Below are 16,943 nucleotides of genomic sequence, written 5' to 3'. Positions count from 1 at the left end.
CTGGGGCCCCGCCGATCACGACGAAACGGAGCCATGCTCGCCATCCTCACTGCGCACGCAGTGGCCACCCTGTTGGCGCCCGTTCTCGTCCACCGTTTCGGTCGTCGCGCGTTCTATCCGCTCGCGCTGGTCCCGCTCGGCTCTCTGGTCTGGGTCGCCGGACATTGGCCGGGCCGCGGCCCGGCGCAGGGGCTGACTGTCTCGTGGGTGCCCGGCCTGTCGATGGACATCACGCTGCGCTTCGACGCGCTCGCCGCGATCATGAGCGTGCTCGTGCTGGGCATCGGTGCGCTGGTGCTGTTCTACTGCGCCGACTACTTCCACCACCACGACGGGCACACCGAGAAGCGGCTGCCGAGCTTCGCCGCGGAGCTGGTCGCGTTCTCCGGCGCCATGTTCGGCCTGGTGACCAGCGACAACATGTTGGTCCTCTACGTGTTCTGGGAGACGACGACCGTCTTGTCGTTCCTGCTGGTCGGCCACTACGCCGAGCGCGCCATGAGTCGCCGCGCGGCCACGCAGGCGCTGTTGGTGACGACGTTCGGCGGGCTGGCGATGCTGGTCGGGATCGTCATCCTGGGCAACCGCGCCGGCACGTTCCTGCTCTCCGAACTGGTCGCGAATCCGCCCACCGGGGTGGCCGCGTCGGTGGCGATCGTGGCAGTCCTCATCGGCGCCCTGTCGAAGTCGGCGATCGTGCCGCTGCACTTCTGGCTGCCCGGCGCGATGGCGGCACCGACCCCGGTCAGCGCGTATCTGCACGCCGCCGCGATGGTCAAGGCCGGCGTCTACCTGATCGCACGGCTGACGCCGGGGTTCTCCGACTCCCCCGAGTGGCGTCCGACGGTGGTAGGGCTGGGCCTGCTGACCATGCTGCTGGCCGGCTGGCGAGCGCTGCGCGAGTACGACCTGAAATTGATTCTGGCGTTCGGCACGGTCAGCCAGCTGGGCTTCATCACGTTGATGGTCGGCGCCGGCGGCAGCGAGATGATGCTCGCCGGGCTGGCGATGCTGTGTGCGCATGCGCTGTTCAAGGCGACGCTGTTCATGGTCGTCGGGATCATCGACCACGCCACCGGCACCCGCGACATCCGCAGGCTCGCGTGGCTCGGCGACCGCAGTAAACCGCTGCTCGTCATCGGGTGCGCCGCGGCGGCCAGCATGGCGGCGCTGCCGCCGTTCCTCGGATTCGTCGCCAAGGAGGCCGACTTCGAGACCGTGCTGCACAGCCCGACGCTGGGTGCTGCCGCGCCGTTCGTGCTGGCCGGGATCGTGTGCGGTTCGGTGCTGACGACCGCCTACAGCCTGCGTTTCGTGTTCGGCGCGTTCGGGCGCAAGGGTCTGCCGCAGCCGAGTACACGGGTGAAGGAGATGCACCGCCCGGAAACGCCGTTCCTGCTCCCGCCGGCGATCCTGGCGACGGCCGGGCTGGCGTTCGGCGTGTGGCCGACCGGGCTCGACCACGTGCTCAGCGATTACGCCGACCAGGTGCCCGACCCCGCCGGCTACGAGGCCGACTACCACCTGGCCCTGTGGCACGGGGTGAACCTTCCGCTGCTGCTGTCGGTGTTGGTGCTCGTGACCGGTACCGCGATGTACGCGGGCCGCAGCCGGATGCGGCGCGCCCGGCTCGGTTTCCTGCCGCTGGCCAACGCCGATCGCATCTACGACGCGGTGCTGCGCGGCGCGGACGTGATGTCGGTGCGGTTGACCGCGGTCACCCAGCGCGGCTCCATCCCCGCTACGCAGTCGGTCATTCTGACCACCCTGGTGCTCCTCCCGTTGGCGGTGCTGGCGCTCGGCGCCCGGGATCGTCCCGACTTCGAGCTGTGGGAATCGGCGCCGCAGGCCATCGTCGGTCTGGTGATGCTGGCGGCCGCATTCGCCGCGTGCGTGATGCGCAACAGGTTGGCCGCCGTCCTGCTGGTCGGGGTGACCGGCTACGGCTGCGGTGTCATCTTCGCGTTCCACGGCGCCCCGGATCTGGCGCTGACGCAGTTTCTGGTGGAGACGCTGACGCTGGTGGTGTTCGTGCTCGTGCTGCGCGTGCTGCCCGCCGAGACCGGCGGCGCGGACATCCGCCGCTTCCGTGTTCCCCGGGCCGCATTGGCCGTCGCAGTCGGTGCGACGGTGACCGTGCTGGCCGCGTTCGCGATGGCGGCCCGATCGGGTCGACCGATCGCCGAACTGCTGCCCGACGCGGCGTATCTGCGCGGCCACGGCGCGAACACCGTCAACGTGCTGCTCGTCGACATCCGCGCCTGGGACACCCTCGGGGAGATCTCGGTGCTGCTGGTGGCGGCCACCGGGGTGGCGTCGATGGTCTTCCGTAACCGTCGCTTCGGGGCGGCCCCGCGGGTGGCCGACGCCGGGCAGCCCGACATCGGCAGGCTCGCGGTGTATTCGCACAACAGCCCGGCCGCGGGCGAGGTGACGTGGCTGCGGGGCAGCGAGCTGCGCGATCCGCGTAACCGTTCACTGGTCCTGGAGGTCGCGACGCGGCTGATCTTCCCGGTGATGATGGTGCTGTCGGCGTACTTCTTCTTCGCGGGCCACAACACGCCGGGCGGCGGGTTCGCGGGCGGTCTGATGGCCGGGCTCGCGCTGGTGCTGCGGTATCTGGCCGGCGGCCGCTACGAACTCGGTGAGGCGCTGCCGCTGGACGCCGGCAAGATCTTGGGCGCAGGTCTGGCGCTGTCGGCGGGCACCGCCGCCGCGTCGCTGCTCCTGGGGGCGCCGGTGTTGTCGTCGGCGCTCATCCAGGTCGACGTCCCGGTGCTGGGCACGGTCAAGTTCGTCACCGCTCTGTTCTTCGACATGGGGGTGTACCTGATCGTGGTCGGCCTGGTGCTCGACGTTCTGCGCAGCCTGGGCGCGCAGATCGACGACGAGATCGGCGAGATGGCCCGACGTACGGACAGGGCGAGGCAGTCATGACGACATACGTGATCTCGCTGGTGATGATCGGTGGCCTGACCACCGCCGGGGTGTACCTGCTGCTGGAACGGCATCTGACCCGGATGCTGCTGGGGCTGCTGCTGATCGGTAATGCGATCAACCTGCTGCTGCTGTCGGTGGGCGGCTCCGCGGGCAATCCGCCGGTCCGTGGCCGCACCAGCGGAGACAACACCACGACCGCTGATCCGCTGGCGCAGGGCCTGATCCTGACCGCGATCGTGATCACGATGGGCGTGGCGGCGTTCGTGCTGGCGCTGACCTACCGCTCCTACCGGTTGAACACGCGCGAAGAGGTCAGCAACGACCCCGAGGACATTCGCGTGTCGCAGCAGTCCGGCACGGAGGTGGGCGAGGAGCTCGAGGGCCGGCTGGAACCCGACCGCACCCGCGACACCGATCTGCCCGACGAACTCGATGCGATACCCGGTTACGAGGGGTCCCGATGATCGGAGCTCATCTCGCCGCGGTCTTCACCCCGCTGCCCGTGTTGATCCCGATGCTGGCCGCCGCCGTCACGCTGCTCGCGGGCCGCAAGCCTCGGCTGCAACGCATCATCGCGGTGATCGCGCTCAGTGCCGTGCTCGTCGTGTCGGCGGTGCTGGTGTACCTCGCCGACCGCGACGGCACGATCGCGCTGCAGGTCGGCGGATGGGGGCCCACCGAGCCGGGGATGGGACCGCTGGGCATCACACTCGTCGTCGACCGGCTCTCCGCGCTGATGCTCGTCGTCTCGTCGATCGTGCTGCTCGCCGTCGTGTTCTACGCGATCGGGCAGGGCGTGCGCGACGGCGACGGCCGCCAGCCGGTGTCGATCTTCCTGCCCACGTATCTGGTGCTGTCAGCGGGCGTGTTCATGGCGTTCCTGGCCGGCGACTTGTTCAACCTGTTCGTCGGATTCGAGGTTCTGCTGAATGCGAGCTTCGTGCTGTTGACCATCGGCGCGAGCCGCGAGCGCGTGCGCGCGGGCATCTCCTACGTGATGGTGTCGATGGTGTCGTCGCTGGTGTTCCTGTTCGGCATCGCGCTGGTGTACGCGACCACGGGCACGTTGAACATGGCGGAGCTGTCGGTGCGGCTCGACGGGGTCTCCGAGGGCACGCGCACCGCACTGTTCGCGGTACTGCTCGTCGCGTTCGGCATCAAGGCCGCGGTGTTCCCGCTGTCGACGTGGCTGCCCGACTCCTACCCCACCGCGCCCGCTCCCGTCACCGCCGTCTTCGCCGGCCTGCTGACCAAAGTCGGTGTGTACGCCATCATCCGGGCGCATTCGCTGCTCTTCCCCGGCGGCTCCCTGGACAACGTCCTGCTGGTCGCCGGCCTGGCCACGATGCTGATGGGCATCCTCGGCGCGATCGCGCAGAGCGACATCAAGCGTCTGCTGTCCTTCACGCTCGTCAGCCACATCGGCTACATGGTGTTCGGTATCGCGCTGTCCAACCAGCTCGGGATGTCAGGCGCGATCTACTACGTCGCCCACCACATCCTGGTGCAGACCACGCTGTTCCTGGTCGTCGGTCTGATCGAACGTCAGGCAGGCGCCTCGACACTGGAACGCCTCGGCGGGCTGGCCGCGGCGAGCCCGGTGCTGGCGTTCGTGTTCGTCGTACCGGCCCTCAATCTCGGTGGCATCCCGCCCTTCTCGGGGTTCATCGGCAAGGTGGCGCTGCTGGAGGCGGGCTCGGAGTCGGGCTCGGTCTTGGCGTGGATGCTGGTGGCGGGCAGCGTGATCACCAGCCTGCTCACCCTCTACGTCATCGCCCGGGTGTGGACCAAGGCGTTCTGGCGGTCCCGCAAGGACGCCCCGGAGGGCCATCTGTCCGGTGGTGCGCCGACGGCCCTGCTGGACAGCCCCGAGGATGCCGACATCGAGTTCGTCGACCGTGACGACGTCGGCAAGATGCCGATCGGCATGCTGATACCCACGGGTGCGCTGATCGCGGTCGGGTTGGCCCTGACCGTCGCCGCCGGACCGATCTTCGCCTACAGCGAGCGGGCAGCCGCCGAGGTGCTGGACCGCGGGCAGTACATCAGCGCGGTGCTAGGGGGTGCGACTCGATGAGGACGATCGCGCTGCGCGTCTGGATGGTGTGCTGGCTGATCCTGGTGTGGGTTCTGCTGTGGGGCACGGTGTCTGCGGCCAACATCCTGTCCGGCCTGCTGGTCGCGCTGGTGATCACGCTGCTGCTGCCGTTGCCGCCGGTGCCCGTGGAGGGCCGGCTGCACCCGATCCCGCTGGTGCGTCTGGTCTTCACGATCATCTTCCGACTGCTGAGTTCTTCCGTGCAGGTGGCGGCTTTGGCGCTCAAACCCGGACCGCCGCCGCTGACCGCGGTGCTACGAGCGCACCTCGCGCTGAAGTCGGATCTCGTTCTGGTGCTGGCGGTCAACATCATCAACCTGACGCCGGGGACCATCGTGCTCGAGATCGATCAGCCGCGCCGGATGATCTACGTGCACGTGCTCGACGTCGGCAATGAGCGCACGGTGCAACGCTTCTACAAGCAGGTGGACAGTCTGCAGAAGCTCTTGGTCGCCTCCTTCGAACGAGAGTCGGACTGGCGACCCGTGGCAGAGAAGGAGGCCGCGTCATGACCGTCGTCTGGATCGCCGCGGGAGCCATGCTGTCGGCGGCCGCGCTGGCGACGATGCTCCGCATGCTGATGGGCCCGACCACGCTGGACCGGTTGGTGGCGCTGGACACCCTGGTGGCGGTCGCGATGTGTGCGATCGGCACGTGGGCGGCGTTCAGTCTGGACACCACGGTCACCTACAGCCTGACCGCGCTGGCGCTCATCACGTTCGTCGGCTCCGTCAGCGTCGCCCGGTTCCGCGTGCCCGACGTCGCCGACCCGGCGGAGAAGGGGCCGGCCCGGTGAACGGATTCGACATCGCCGCCGCCGTACTGATTCTCAGCGGATCGGCGCTCGCGCTGACGGCGGCGATCGGTGTGGTCCGCTTCCCCGACACGCTGTCCCGGATGCATGCGGCCACCAAGCCTCAGGTGCTGGGGCTGCTGTTGGTGCTGCTGGGCGCGGCGCTGCGGCTGCGCGGTCATGTCGACGTCGGCATGCTCATCCTGACCGGGTTGTTCACCGCGATCACCGCCCCGGTGATCGCCAACAGAGTGGGCCAACTCGCCTACCGGGAGCAGAACATCCGCGACGATCTGATGACCACCGACGAGATGCATGAATTCGCCGACGATCGGGAACCCGGCGACCATGATGCGCCCCAGCGGTGACCTGCAGGGTCGCACGGCTCTGAGTGTCGCCGCGGTCCGCGCCGCGGAAACCGAGGCGGACCACCCGTTGTTCTCCGATCCGTATGCGCATCTGCTGCTGGCCGGCGCCGGGCAGGTCGACCTGCCTACGGCGGGGCCGGGCTACTCGGCGGCGCGCACCAAGTGGTTCGATGACTACGTCCTGGCTGCCGGTGCCGCGGGCATTTCGCAGGTGGTGGTGCTCGGCGCCGGTCTGGACACCCGGGCGTGGCGCCTGCCGTGGCTCAGCGACGCCGTGGTCTTCGATGTCGACGAGTCGACGGTGTTGGCGCACAAGACCAAGACCATGGACGCCTCCGATGCGCAGCTGGGCGCCAAGTACGTGCCGGTGCCTGCCGCGGTGACCGATGACTGGCCGAAAGCGTTGCGGGAGGCTGGTTTCGACCACAATGAGCCGACGGCCTGGGTGGTGGAGAGTCTGCTTCCAGACTTGGACGATGACACCCGGGACACGCTGTTGGAGCGGATCACGCTCTACAGTGCGAGGGGCAGCCGGATCGCGGTCGAGGCAACAGCGGAACCGGATGTGGCTCGGTGGTTGTGTTGCCAGCATTGGGACGCATCGTCGTCCGATGCCCGCGACGTGATGCACCGCTATCACCGCGACGCCGAGGCACCGGCGCCGCCCTACGTGTTCGTCTGCGGGACCCTGCTCTAGGGATGCCAGCAGCTGCGGTCAAGGGTGCCTGCACCGGTGGGCACTGGATGTGCCGACGTGGCAAGAGGATGGCGGCGGTGACATCTGTTCACTTGGCCGAACGACCTCACGGGCGGTCATAGGAAAGTGGGCCCCTATAACGTCGAAGGCCGTGACTGAAACGTCGATCGTCGACCGAGACGTTGACGGAGCACCCCTTGGGCACCGTTGCGACCGCGGGCTGGGGTAGGGGGCTGCGCCGGTTCCGGTCGGGTGATCACTCCGTGGGCGATGAGTTCACCCACCACTGCCACCCCGCACACCTGTGCCAGCAGCAGCGCGATCAGGACGAGGACTTGTACTGCGCCGGCCTGAGTGGCTGATCCCGTCGCTAGGAGGACGCCGACGAACGCGCCGGGCAGAGTGACCAATCCGGCGGTGCGGGCCTGGTCGAGGTTTGGGAGCAGCGCATCCGAGAGGGGCCGCTGGATGACCAACATCCTCGAAAAGCGTTCCGGGAGGCCGAGGCTGAGGGCGGCTTCCACCTCTCCGTGGCGTTCCCCCAAGGTGTCGAGTGCCCGCCGAGCGGCAACCGCGGACGCGGTCATGGTGCCGCCCAACACGATGCCGAACACCGGGACCACGGCAACACCGGTGAGTGGTACGACGCCGGTGAGCAGAAGCAGCGGAATGACGGCAATCATTCCGACAGCGAGCGCAGCCGCCAGCCACCACGCTCCATGCTGGGCCTGACTGCGACGTGCGGCGGTGAACGAGGCGACCGCGAACATCACTGCGAGAACCAGGGCCGACGACCACAACTGCCGTAAGGCAATCGCCAGGACAGTTGCCACGGCAGCCAGTTGGGCGGCGGCCCGTATCGCCGCGGTGGGCGCCGCCCAGGGTGATCCCTGCAGGACCATGCGGTTCACCACGGCAGCCAGCACCGCCATCAGCACACAGACGACGACCAGGGTGGGAGTCAGGAGGGGTTCGGCGGTGCTCACCCAGTCAAGTGTGCATCCCGACGACGACGATGCCGGTGTCGGACTCTGCGCTGATCACTGACTCCTGCATCGTGTCTGCCGCGTGCTCCGACCGGTTCTCCGCGGGCCGAATGACCTCAGCGTCCTCACAGCGGGCCGTTGCGAATGTGGTGTCAACGGCGTCGCAACCTCTCGCGACGTCGGCGAAAGGAGATGAAATACATGGTGAAGCGTCACGTGATCGCTGCGGGTATCGCGGCTGCGGCCCTGCTTGTGGGAGGTTCGGGGGTCGCAACTGCGGCCACCATCAACGGTCCCCTCCCGCAGGCTCCGACGACGAGCAACGGCCCCGACGTGCCGGGTCAGCCTGATCTACCGGAAGCCGGTGACACCCCGGATGTGCCGGATCAGCCCGACCTGCCCGAGCCGGGCGACACACCCGATCCGACTTTTTCGGTGCAGCCGACCCCATAGGTTCACCGGCCACCAGCGGGCGGCGGTCGGCGCGTCCTTCCCCGGGATTCGCGGACCGCCGCCCTCTGGCACACCCTGGCCGACGAGTGGAGGATGACCAATCGTGAAGGTCTTGATCGTCGAGGACGAACCGCGGTTCGCGGCCACTCTCACCATGGGTCTGCGCGCAGAGGGTTTCGTTGTGGTGCACGCCGACAACGGCGTCGACGGCCTGTGGCAAGCAACGGAACACGCGTTCGACGTCATCGTCCTGGACATCATGCTTCCCGGCCTCAACGGCTATGAGGTGCTGCGCACGTTACGCGCCCGCGAAGTGTGGACACCGATGTTGATGCTGACTGCCAAGGACGGCGACTACGACCAGACCGACGCCTTCGATTTGGGCGCTGACGACTATTTGTCGAAACCCGTCGCGTTCATTGTGCTGCTGGCACGGCTGCGGGCGCTGCTCCGGCGCGGCGCACCTCAGCGACCGACGGTGCTGACTGCAGGCACACTCAGCCTGGATCCTGCGCGGCGGGTCGTGCAGCGCGACTCGACGCCGATCGAGCTGACGCCGCGCGAGTACGGCGTCCTCGAGTATCTGATGCGTCACAAGGACACTGTCGTCACCAAGAACGACATGCTGCAACATGTCTGGGACGCGCATTACGCTGGACCCGACAACGTGGTCGAGGTGTACGTCGGCTATGTGCGCCGCAAGATCGACACTCCGTTCGGCACCAACACTATTCAGACCATCCGCGGTGCGGGCTACCGGCTGGATTCCGGCGAGTTCATCAGCGGCAGCTGAACCGTCACGAGTGCACCGCCGGCGACGCGGTCACCTATGGTCACGGTACCGCCGTGCGCAGCAACGACTTCCGACACGATCGCCAGGCCAAGACCCGTGCCGCCGGAGCTGCGGGACCGATCGGAGTCCAGTCGCACGAACCTGTCGAACACTCTTGCGCGGTCGGCCTCGGGTATTCCAGGGCCGTCGTCGGCGACGGTAACGACGGCGTGGTGCTCGGCAGGGTGGACCCGCAGCTCGATCGTCGACGAGGCGTGTCGGGACGCGTTCTCCAACAGGTTGCGCAGCACGCGCGACAGCCCGCCGGGATCGCCGACAAGGCGGGTGGGAGTTAGTTCCGCGTCGACGGTCAGGGTCGTCTCCCGAAGCAGCCGAACCACTTCCAGCGACGCAAGGTCGTCGAGGTCGACGTCTCTGCGTCGCAGGGTGAGTCCGCGCTCGTCGGCACGGGCCAGCAGCAGCAGGTCCTCGACGAGGGACTGCATCCGCTGCGCCTCGGGTCGCAGGGTGCCGCTCGCGAGGTCGGCATCGAGGAACTCCGGGTGCGCCGCGGCGACGTCGAGCGCCGAGAGCATGGCCTGCACCGGGCTGCGGAGTTCGTGGGACGCGTCCCCGACGAACCGCCGCTGAGCGTCATGGCCCGCTTCGATACGGGCCAACATCTCGTTCATGGTGAGGGCGAGTGCGGAGATCTCGTCGTAGGTGCTGGGGACGGGCACCCGTTCGGTGAGGTCTGAGGTGCTGATGTCGGCCACCCGGGCGCGGATGGCGTCGACGGATCGCAGCGATCGGGCCACCAGCAGGTAGCTGACCGCGGCGGCCGCCACGGTCACGATCGGCGCGGCGCCTGCCAGCAGGATCATGACGGTCTTGACCGTCGACTCGACAGCTTCGCTGCCCGCGCCGACGAGGATCGTGTACGGGCCGTCGACGCCGTTCACGGTCTGGCCGCTGATCCGCATGTCCCCGTCCGGCGAGGCGTTGTCGGGTAGCCCGATCCGCATGGCGGGGCCGACCGATGCCGGGGCAATCAGTGCATCCGCCGGCGCCGACGCCGACCGTTTGACGACTGTTCCCGCCGCGTCGATCACTTGAACTGCGACGATGCGTTGGTCGGTCGCGGTGAGCACGCTGTCCAGGTCACGCGCAGCGTCGAATTGCAACGCCGCCACGATGTCTCGTACACGGGCGGCTGCCGCGTCGTCGACGCCGGCCAAGAGCGAGCGGTACAGGATGAGCGCCAAACCCAAGCCGGCGATGACGAATGCCACCAGCACGACCGCCGCAGAGGCAAACGCCGACCGGGCTGAAATGCCCCAGTGCCGTGGCCGCAACCATGTGCCGGGCTGTCTCAATCGGGGCAAGGGTGCTCCCCCAGCATGGTCGACGGTCTTCCATCGCGGCGCGACTGACCGGATCATGCCACCCGAGTCGCCTCCCCAAGCGGCGACTCGGCGCGATGCCCGCCGGGGCGCGAACTCGATCCCGCGACCGTCCCGAGTGTCGCCGATCCAAGGGTGACGGCGGCACTTCCGAGCACCAGCCCGCCAGAGATGTCGGTGAGCCAGTGCACTCCGAGATAGAGCCGGGTCAGCGCAACCGCCGCAGTGACAGTCACCACGGCCCACGCCAGCACCGATCGCACCGCTGGCCTCCGGTGCCGCCCGACAATGACGGCAATCATCCCCAGCAGCGTCAACGTGCCCGTGACGTGCCCGGACGGGAACGCGGGGTCCACCTCGAGGATGAGTTGCACTGCGTGCGCGGGCCGACGGGCGCCGACCACGGTCTTCGTCAACGTGCTGATGCCTGCGGCACCGGCCAGCGTGGCCACGACGACCAGGCCGGGAACCGCGGAGTGCAGCCGCCACCACAGAAGTGCCGCGCACAGAACTGCCAGCGTCCCCATCACCACCGGGCTTCCGACGTTTGTGATTGCGACGGCAACAGTCGTCAGCCAACTGTGCCGATGATCGACCATCCAGGCGAGCACAGCATGGTCGACGACCGTGCCGTGCACGGCGTTGTGCGCCATCACGGCGAGCAATATGTACGCCAACGATGCGAGAGCGAGCATCGCGCATATGCCTCCGAACCCACCCCGCCGTGTCACTCCCGGCTCCTGTTGCCGTGGAGCAGAAGTCGCGGATGCAGGGCTGCATGTTTCGCCCGACCAACTTTTGGAGAGGGTGCGGGCCGTCCCGCGCTGGCGCACGTTCATGGAGACAGCGTCGACCCAGCTCGCTGAGACCACGCTGAGGATGGCTGCGCTCGACGTCTCTCAGCGTGGCCTCAGCAGCGGTGCTCAAAGGTGAGGGTCATGCAACATCTCGTCGTCACCTACGGCGTCATCGCGATCTTCCTGCTTATGGCTGCGGAATCCGCCTGCGTCCCGGTGCCGTCGGAGGTGACGATGCTGCTTGGCGGCGCCCTTGCCGCGGGTGCGGTCAGCGGGCCGCATCCCCATCTGGCCACCGTGATCGCGGCCGGAACGCTCGGCAACGTGACGGGAAGCTACCTGGCGTGGCTGGTCGGCCGCTACGGTGGCCGACCAGCTCTCCGCCGCTGGGGTCGCTACATTCTGTTGCGTCCCTCCGAGATTGATCGAGCACAGGACTGGTTCGTCCGCCGAGGATCGTCATCGGTCTTCTGGGCACGGTTGCTGCCAGGCATCCGCACCTTCATCTCGCTACCTGCAGGCATTGCGGGTATGGCGCCGCTGCGGTTCGGCCTCTACACCGTCGCGGGCTGCCTGCCGTGGACGGCGGCATTGACCGTTGCTGGATATGCCCTTGGCACCAACTGGCGGTCAGCCGAGCAAGCGATGCGAGGCCCCAGCTACGCGATCGTGGCTGCGGCAGCGCTGGCGATCGCGGTCGGTTCGATTGTCGTTGTCCGGCGCCGCCGCCACTCCGAGGCAGCGCAGCGCTGGGTTCATCTCACTGACCCTGCTCACGCTTCTCAGCGAGCTCTCAGCGAAGCGCACCTACGGTCTGCCCGGCAGTCGACCAAGGAACGCCAAACCTAATGGCGCCAGGTCCCGACGAAAGGTGCAGGCGAGCGGATGGATCTTGCAGACGGCGGAAGCGGTGCACCCTCGATAACGGTACAGCTGGTGGGCAGTGGATTGATCGGCGTCCGCGAGGGTCTCGAAATTGGGATCGTGGTCATGATCTTGGTGGCGTTTCTCGTCAAGTCCGAACGCCGGGAATCGCTCAAATGGGTTGCGGTAGGCGTGTTGGCCGCCGTCGCCATGGTCGCCGCCATCTTCCTGGGCATCCACTACGGCACATCGACGCTGTCCGGGCTGGCCGCTGAACTGATTGCCGGAGTCGCATCTCTCGTCGCCGCCGGGATCGTGACATGGATGGTGCTCTGGATGCGCACCGCTGCACGCAGCATCTCCGGAGAACTGCGCGCCGACATGACGCGGGCGCTGTCCGTGGGGCCTGTCGCGGTCACCGTGCTGGCATTCCTGGCCGTGGGTCGGGAGGGAGTCGAGACCGCATTGTTGATGGTCGGGTATGCGGAGAACGCAGCCGGTAGCTCGTGGCCGCTGGTCGGTTTGCTTTTCGGCATCGTGGTTGCCACCATCCTCACCATCTCGATGTACTTCGGATCGTTGCGCGTCAACTTCGCGACGTTTTTCACATGTACCGGCGCGCTGCTTGTGGTCGTCGCCGCGGGCATCCTCGCCTACGGTGTCCGAGCGCTCCAGACGGTCGGTTGGCTTCCTGGGCTGTCGCATACCGCCTTCGACGTCTCCGCCCACTTCGCACTGTCGAGTTGGTACGGCGCCGTCCTGCAAGGGATCTTCAACTTCCGACCCGATCCGACCGTCCTGCAGGCCACGACGTGGGTGCTCTACGTCATCGTCGTTCTGACCCTGTTCCTTCGCCCGCAACGGACCCCCATTGCATCGCAAACGACCTCTAGACAACTCGCCGAGGGCTGAGCCCCCGCAAAGTAGACGAACGCAAAGACGCGCCACTCACCGGTTCAACTCTCAGCGGGCCCTCAGCGAGACGTCCGTAGGTTCCGGCCCCATGAACGAGACGACGAACGTGGCGCCGACCAAGGCCCATCGCACGATGCTGAGCAAGGTCCCCGAGATCACCGTGTGGTTCTGGGTCATCAAGATCTTGTGCACCACTGTCGGCGAGAGCTTCGCCGACTGGATCAACATGACACTCGGCGTCGGGCTGGTCCCCACCGCCGCGATCTTCACCGTCGTCCTGGCTGCCGTGCTGATATGGCAGCTCTCGCTGGACCGCTACAAGCCATTCGTCTACTGGTTGACGGTGGTGGTGCTCAGTGTGACCGGCACCCTCTACACCGACATCCTCACCGATCAGTTCGGCGTTCCCCTGGCCGCCAGCAGTGCCGTCTTCGCACTCATCCTGGCCGTGGTCTTCGGCGTTTGGTTCGCCAAGGAGAAGACACTGTCGATTCACAGCATCACCACGCTGCCGCGCGAATTGTTCTACTGGCTGGCCATTCTGGTCACGTTCGCCCTCGGCACCGCGGTCGGAGATTGGACCCTGGACATCACCGGATGGGGCCCCGGCATCGCTGTGTTGCTACCCGCCGGCCTGATCCTCCTGATCGTCGCGGGGTGGAAGCTCGGTGCCAACGCGGTGCTCTCGTTCTGGCTCGCCTACATTCTGACGCGCCCACTAGGCGCCAACATGGGCGACTGGCTGGGCTTCCCGAGAAGTCAGCAGGGTCTCGGCCTCGGCGTTGCCATCACCAGCGTCATCTTCCTCACCGCCATCCTGGCCACGGTCGTGTATCTCATTGTCACCAAGGCCGACGTAATAGAACCCGATACGCCCCGCGCCGCCAAACCTCGTCGGGAGAGGATGATGCTCGGCTACTTCGCCGCCGTCGCCGCCGCCACGATCGGACTACTCCTATGGGCCAACGCCCAGCCGCACGGGGCACCTCCCGGAACCGAGGGGCCCGCCACGATCACCGCCATTGCACCCGGCCAAGCTGTCGCGAAATTCCCGGCGGCCGACGTCGCACAGTTCCGCGCTCTCACCCAGGACATGCTGAACAGGGTCAATGCTGGCGACCAGGCTGGCGCCACCGCCAGTGCGAAGAAGCTTGAAAGCGCATGGGACGATGGACAACCCAAGCTGCAGGCGATGGACGCCGCGACCTGGACAGCCATCGACGGCCGAATCGACGCCGTACTCACGTCCATCAGGGACGCCAAACCAGACCCCGCCACCGAGACGCAGGCGCTCAATGAGCTTCGGACGGCGCTCGAATGACGGACCGCGACGAACTCACCGACGGCCGGGCACTGCAGCGCCTCAGGAGTCACGACTTCGACCCCGAGTGATCACTCCGAGAGCTGGAACTCCACCATCGCGGTGACGGTCTCGACCGCTTCGGAGAGCGCCACCAAACGGTCAGCGACAGTCGGAGCGGCCAGGATCGAATACCGGTCGGCCTGCCCCATCGGCAGCCGAGCGGTCAGCGCGTACAACCACAGTGCGGCGTCGCCGGAGTCGTCGGCACCGAGCACGATGTCGCGTGCGTTGACCTCGGCGCCGCGCGCCTGCGCGATCCGCTCGAACAGCGCGACCATCCGGTCCTCGATATCCCGGATCGCGTCCGCGGTCACCGGCGCCCCCGGCTCGTCGGGCCACAATTCCATCACCGCCCGGGGATACGGTGCGTCGGGCAGCCATTCGACGACGCGGAACCGTTCTCGCATCGCGCATTTCATCACGTACTGACCGGCACCGAGGTCCTGGTGCTCGGTGATGTGCGCGACGGTGCCGACGTCGCTGCGGCTGTCGCCGCCACCGACCTCCCGCCCGGCGGCGATCAGCACCACGCCGAACGCGGGGTCCTGCGCGGCCAGGCACGCCTGCACCAGCGCCGAGTATCGCGGCTCGAAGATCTTCAGCGGCAACGTCTCTCCGGGCAGCATGGCCACCTCGAGAGGAAACATCGGAATCGTCGGCACGTCAGATCACCAACTCGGCGATCAACCCGTCGACGACGGCGCGCAGGTCGCCGTCGGCCTCCTCGGCGATCCGCCGCTGGCGTTGGTAGGACGCGCCGTCGCGGTAGATGTCGGCGACGGAGGCGAGTTCGTCGACGCAGCCGAGGGATCGGGCCACGGGCGTCAGCCGCTCGAGCTGCTCGTCGAGATCCTCGGTGACCAACCGCTCGTTGCTGTCGGCATCGAGGATGATGATGGCGTCCAGCCCGTAGCGCGCCGCACGCCACTTGTTCTCCTGCACGTGCCACGGCGGCATCACCGGCAGGGTCTCCCCCGCGTCGAGGCGGCGGTCGAGATCGACGATGAGACAGTGCGTGAGCGCGACCAGCGCCGAGAGCTCCTTGAGGTTGGACACCCCGTCGAAGATGCGCACCTCCACGGTTCCGAGATGCGGGGAAGGCCTGATGTCCCAACGGATCTCGTTCATGTGGTCGATGATGCCGGTCTTCTTCTGGTCGGCGACGAATCCTTCGAACTCGCGCCACTCCTGGAAGTGGAACGGCAGACCCGCGGTCGGCAGCTGCTGGAACATCATCGCGCGGTTGCTGGCATACCCGGTGTCCTCACCGTCCCAGAACGGTGACGACGCCGACAACGCGAGCAGGTGCGGGTAGTAGTCGAGCAGTGAGGTGATGATCGGCATCACCTTGTGGGCCGAGGAGATCCCGACGTGCACGTGCACGCCCCAGATCAGCATCTGCCGTCCCCACCACTGGGTGCGTTTGATCAGCTCGGCGTAGCGGCGTCCGTCGGTCAGCTGCTGCGCCGACCATTTCGCGAATGGGTGGGTGCCCGCGCAGAACAGCTCCATGCCGCGGGCGCGCACGATGTCGCGCACGGGTCGCAGCGTGGCGCGCAGGTCGTCGATCGCCTCGGGAACGGTGTCACAGATGCCTGTGACGACCTCGATGGTGTTGCGCAGCAATTCCTTGTGCACATGCGGGTTCTCGCCGACTTCGGCGATCACCGAGGCGGCTTCGTTGCTCAGGTCGCGCGTCTGAGCGTCGACGAGCGCGAACTCCCACTCGACACCGAGGGTGGGCCGGGCGGACCCGGCGAAATCGATGCGGCTATCGGGCCGTCGATCAGCCCCGAGTGATGACACCGCACGCCACCCGAGCTCCGGCATCGCCGGTCGCCAGGGTGGTCTGGTCCGGCGGCGGTGCGCCGTTGACCTGGCTGTAGCGCTCCGGCGGGATGTTGGCGAAGTTGTCGGCCTTCTCGTGGATGATGATCGAGGTGCCGGCGCCGTCGAGCAGCTGATCGGCGGTGAAGGCGTCGGTGGTGGTGATCAGCTTGGCCGAGCCGTCTTCACGCACCTGCAGCGAGGCGAGGTCGCCGCTGGCGGGATGCCCGCTGTGGCCCGGTACCTGGAGGTGTCCGCCCGCGGAGTTGAAGTTCGCGGGGGCCCCACCGGTCGGCGCGACCGAGTTCGCCTCGCACTTGCCCACCGAATGGATGTGCAGGCCGTGGAAGCCGGGCGTGAGCTGGCTGGTCGCCGAGGTCTGCACGGTGACGGTGGCGTATCCGCCGGAGAACGCGATGTCGGCGGTGGCGACCGTGGTGCCGTCGGCGGTCTTGAGGTCGGCCTTCAGGGTCTCCCCGCCGGCGGCCTGGGCCTGCCCCTCGCCAGAGCCGCCCTCACCGGCGGACGACGACGGTGACGGCGAACCGGTCCAGACGGGGGGTGTGGTGCCCGGCGCATCGGTGGGCACGTCGCCCGGAGGCGAACAGGCGGCCAACGCGAGTGCGGGCGCTGCGAACAAGGTGGCGGCGGCGACGGTCCTGCGCAT

18 protein-coding genes are annotated in these 16,943 nt (G+C 67.6%); 12 read left to right on the top strand and 6 right to left on the bottom strand.

Annotated elements, in window-relative coordinates; translation table 11 throughout:
* The first annotated feature begins 33 nt into the window (after positions 1 to 33).
* From ACZ50N_RS03020 to ACZ50N_RS02990, 7 genes are read left to right on the top strand one after another with little or no spacing between them, the layout of a single operon-like run.
* The gene (locus ACZ50N_RS03020) at positions 34 to 2,937 is read left to right on the top strand and encodes a Na+/H+ antiporter subunit A (RefSeq protein ID WP_048423439.1); all 2,904 of its coding nucleotides are present in this window, start codon (positions 34 to 36) and stop codon (positions 2,935 to 2,937) included.
* Positions 2,934 to 3,404 (top strand): Na(+)/H(+) antiporter subunit C, encoded by a 471-nt coding sequence (locus ACZ50N_RS03015; protein WP_046364795.1) that lies wholly within the window; start codon positions 2,934 to 2,936, stop codon positions 3,402 to 3,404. The genes ACZ50N_RS03020 and ACZ50N_RS03015 overlap by 4 nt, the downstream gene beginning before the upstream one ends.
* Positions 3,401 to 5,017: a Na+/H+ antiporter subunit D gene (locus ACZ50N_RS03010; RefSeq protein ID WP_048423440.1), complete on the top strand. Its 1,617-nt coding sequence runs from the start codon at positions 3,401 to 3,403 to the stop codon at positions 5,015 to 5,017. The genes ACZ50N_RS03015 and ACZ50N_RS03010 overlap by 4 nt, the downstream gene beginning before the upstream one ends.
* Complete coding sequence (locus tag ACZ50N_RS03005; protein WP_046364793.1) at positions 5,014 to 5,550, top strand: Na+/H+ antiporter subunit E; 537 nt, start codon at positions 5,014 to 5,016, stop codon at positions 5,548 to 5,550. Before ACZ50N_RS03010 ends, ACZ50N_RS03005 begins: the two co-directional genes overlap by 4 nt.
* A complete protein-coding gene (locus tag ACZ50N_RS03000; RefSeq protein ID WP_046364792.1) occupies positions 5,547 to 5,834 on the top strand; it encodes a monovalent cation/H+ antiporter complex subunit F in 288 nt (95 codons plus the stop codon). The genes ACZ50N_RS03005 and ACZ50N_RS03000 overlap by 4 nt, the downstream gene beginning before the upstream one ends.
* Entirely contained in the window at positions 5,831 to 6,199 is a 369-nt protein-coding gene (gene mnhG / locus ACZ50N_RS02995; protein ID WP_046364791.1) for a monovalent cation/H(+) antiporter subunit G, read from the top strand. The genes ACZ50N_RS03000 and mnhG overlap by 4 nt, the downstream gene beginning before the upstream one ends.
* Positions 6,180 to 6,896, top strand: coding sequence for an SAM-dependent methyltransferase (locus ACZ50N_RS02990; protein WP_464475580.1), 717 nt, complete (start codon positions 6,180 to 6,182; stop codon positions 6,894 to 6,896). The genes mnhG and ACZ50N_RS02990 overlap by 20 nt, the downstream gene beginning before the upstream one ends.
* Before the next feature lie 134 nt (positions 6,897 to 7,030).
* On the opposite strand, the gene ACZ50N_RS02985 is transcribed toward ACZ50N_RS02990, so the two are convergent.
* Positions 7,031 to 7,882, bottom strand: a complete 852-nt coding sequence (locus ACZ50N_RS02985) for an ABC transporter permease (protein WP_464474596.1) — start codon at positions 7,880 to 7,882, stop codon at positions 7,031 to 7,033.
* A gap of 201 nt (positions 7,883 to 8,083) precedes the next feature.
* Here ACZ50N_RS02985 and ACZ50N_RS02980 point away from each other — a divergent pair, with 201 nt between their 5' ends.
* Both ACZ50N_RS02980 and ACZ50N_RS02975 read left to right on the top strand, forming a co-directional pair.
* Positions 8,084 to 8,335: a hypothetical protein gene (locus tag ACZ50N_RS02980; RefSeq protein ID WP_464474595.1), complete on the top strand. Its 252-nt coding sequence runs from the start codon at positions 8,084 to 8,086 to the stop codon at positions 8,333 to 8,335.
* A 103-nt stretch (positions 8,336 to 8,438) separates the two neighbouring features.
* The gene (locus tag ACZ50N_RS02975) at positions 8,439 to 9,128 is read left to right on the top strand and encodes a response regulator transcription factor (RefSeq protein WP_048423443.1); all 690 of its coding nucleotides are present in this window, start codon (positions 8,439 to 8,441) and stop codon (positions 9,126 to 9,128) included.
* Here the strand turns inward: ACZ50N_RS02975 and ACZ50N_RS02970 are convergent.
* Entirely contained in the window at positions 9,089 to 10,399 is a 1,311-nt protein-coding gene (locus ACZ50N_RS02970) for a sensor histidine kinase (RefSeq protein ID WP_464474594.1), read from the bottom strand. The two genes, ACZ50N_RS02975 and ACZ50N_RS02970, sit on opposite strands and share 40 nt — an antisense overlap.
* A gap of 146 nt (positions 10,400 to 10,545) precedes the next feature.
* Entirely contained in the window at positions 10,546 to 11,205 is a 660-nt protein-coding gene (locus tag ACZ50N_RS02965) for a phosphatase PAP2 family protein (RefSeq protein WP_464474593.1), read from the bottom strand.
* A gap of 243 nt (positions 11,206 to 11,448) precedes the next feature.
* On the opposite strand from ACZ50N_RS02965, the gene ACZ50N_RS02960 reads away from it, so the two are divergent.
* The 3 genes from ACZ50N_RS02960 to ACZ50N_RS02950 all read left to right on the top strand — a co-directional run bounded on the left by ACZ50N_RS02960 (position 11,449) and on the right by ACZ50N_RS02950 (position 14,407).
* A complete protein-coding gene (locus ACZ50N_RS02960; protein ID WP_464474592.1) occupies positions 11,449 to 12,156 on the top strand; it encodes a DedA family protein in 708 nt (235 codons plus the stop codon).
* A gap of 36 nt (positions 12,157 to 12,192) precedes the next feature.
* Positions 12,193 to 13,083, top strand: a complete 891-nt coding sequence (gene efeU, locus ACZ50N_RS02955) for an iron uptake transporter permease EfeU (RefSeq protein ID WP_464474591.1) — start codon at positions 12,193 to 12,195, stop codon at positions 13,081 to 13,083.
* Between the two features lie 91 nt (positions 13,084 to 13,174).
* Positions 13,175 to 14,407 carry a COG4705 family protein gene (locus ACZ50N_RS02950; RefSeq protein WP_464474590.1) on the top strand — a complete coding sequence of 411 codons (1,233 nt, stop codon included), beginning with the start codon at positions 13,175 to 13,177 and terminating at the stop codon, positions 14,405 to 14,407.
* A 71-nt stretch (positions 14,408 to 14,478) separates the two neighbouring features.
* Here ACZ50N_RS02950 and ACZ50N_RS02945 read toward each other — a convergent pair whose 3' ends face one another.
* From ACZ50N_RS02945 to sodC, 3 genes are read right to left on the bottom strand one after another with little or no spacing between them, the layout of a single operon-like run.
* Positions 14,479 to 15,111, bottom strand: coding sequence for an LON peptidase substrate-binding domain-containing protein (locus tag ACZ50N_RS02945; RefSeq protein WP_464474589.1), 633 nt, complete (start codon positions 15,109 to 15,111; stop codon positions 14,479 to 14,481).
* A 1-nt stretch (position 15,112) separates the two neighbouring features.
* Positions 15,113 to 16,279, bottom strand: a complete 1,167-nt coding sequence (locus tag ACZ50N_RS02940; RefSeq protein WP_110814825.1) for a glutamate--cysteine ligase — start codon at positions 16,277 to 16,279, stop codon at positions 15,113 to 15,115.
* Positions 16,236 to 16,943: a superoxide dismutase[Cu-Zn] gene (gene sodC, locus ACZ50N_RS02935; RefSeq protein ID WP_048423449.1), complete on the bottom strand. Its 708-nt coding sequence runs from the start codon at positions 16,941 to 16,943 to the stop codon at positions 16,236 to 16,238. The genes ACZ50N_RS02940 and sodC overlap by 44 nt, the downstream gene beginning before the upstream one ends.

The sequence above is a fragment of the Mycolicibacterium obuense genome (assembly GCF_055397605.1).
Note: the sequence above shows the minus strand (reverse complement) of the source record. Positions and strands in the feature narration are given on the sequence as shown.

Coding starts and splice junctions, on each gene's coding strand:
- ACZ50N_RS03020 (WP_048423439.1), top strand. CDS start 34: ATGCTCGCCATCCTCACTGCGCACGCAGTGGCCACCCTGTTGGCGCCC.
- ACZ50N_RS03015 (WP_046364795.1), top strand. CDS start 2,934: ATGACGACATACGTGATCTCGCTGGTGATGATCGGTGGCCTGACCACC.
- ACZ50N_RS03010 (WP_048423440.1), top strand. CDS start 3,401: ATGATCGGAGCTCATCTCGCCGCGGTCTTCACCCCGCTGCCCGTGTTG.
- ACZ50N_RS03005 (WP_046364793.1), top strand. CDS start 5,014: ATGAGGACGATCGCGCTGCGCGTCTGGATGGTGTGCTGGCTGATCCTG.
- ACZ50N_RS03000 (WP_046364792.1), top strand. CDS start 5,547: ATGACCGTCGTCTGGATCGCCGCGGGAGCCATGCTGTCGGCGGCCGCG.
- ACZ50N_RS02990 (WP_464475580.1), top strand. CDS start 6,180: ATGATGCGCCCCAGCGGTGACCTGCAGGGTCGCACGGCTCTGAGTGTC.
- ACZ50N_RS02980 (WP_464474595.1), top strand. CDS start 8,084: ATGGTGAAGCGTCACGTGATCGCTGCGGGTATCGCGGCTGCGGCCCTG.
- ACZ50N_RS02965 (WP_464474593.1), bottom strand. CDS start 11,205: ATGCTCGCTCTCGCATCGTTGGCGTACATATTGCTCGCCGTGATGGCG.
- ACZ50N_RS02960 (WP_464474592.1), top strand. CDS start 11,449: ATGCAACATCTCGTCGTCACCTACGGCGTCATCGCGATCTTCCTGCTT.
- efeU (WP_464474591.1), top strand. CDS start 12,193: ATGGATCTTGCAGACGGCGGAAGCGGTGCACCCTCGATAACGGTACAG.
- ACZ50N_RS02950 (WP_464474590.1), top strand. CDS start 13,175: ATGAACGAGACGACGAACGTGGCGCCGACCAAGGCCCATCGCACGATG.
- ACZ50N_RS02940 (WP_110814825.1), bottom strand. CDS start 16,279: ATGCCGGAGCTCGGGTGGCGTGCGGTGTCATCACTCGGGGCTGATCGA.
- sodC (WP_048423449.1), bottom strand. CDS start 16,943: ATGCGCAGGACCGTCGCCGCCGCCACCTTGTTCGCAGCGCCCGCACTC.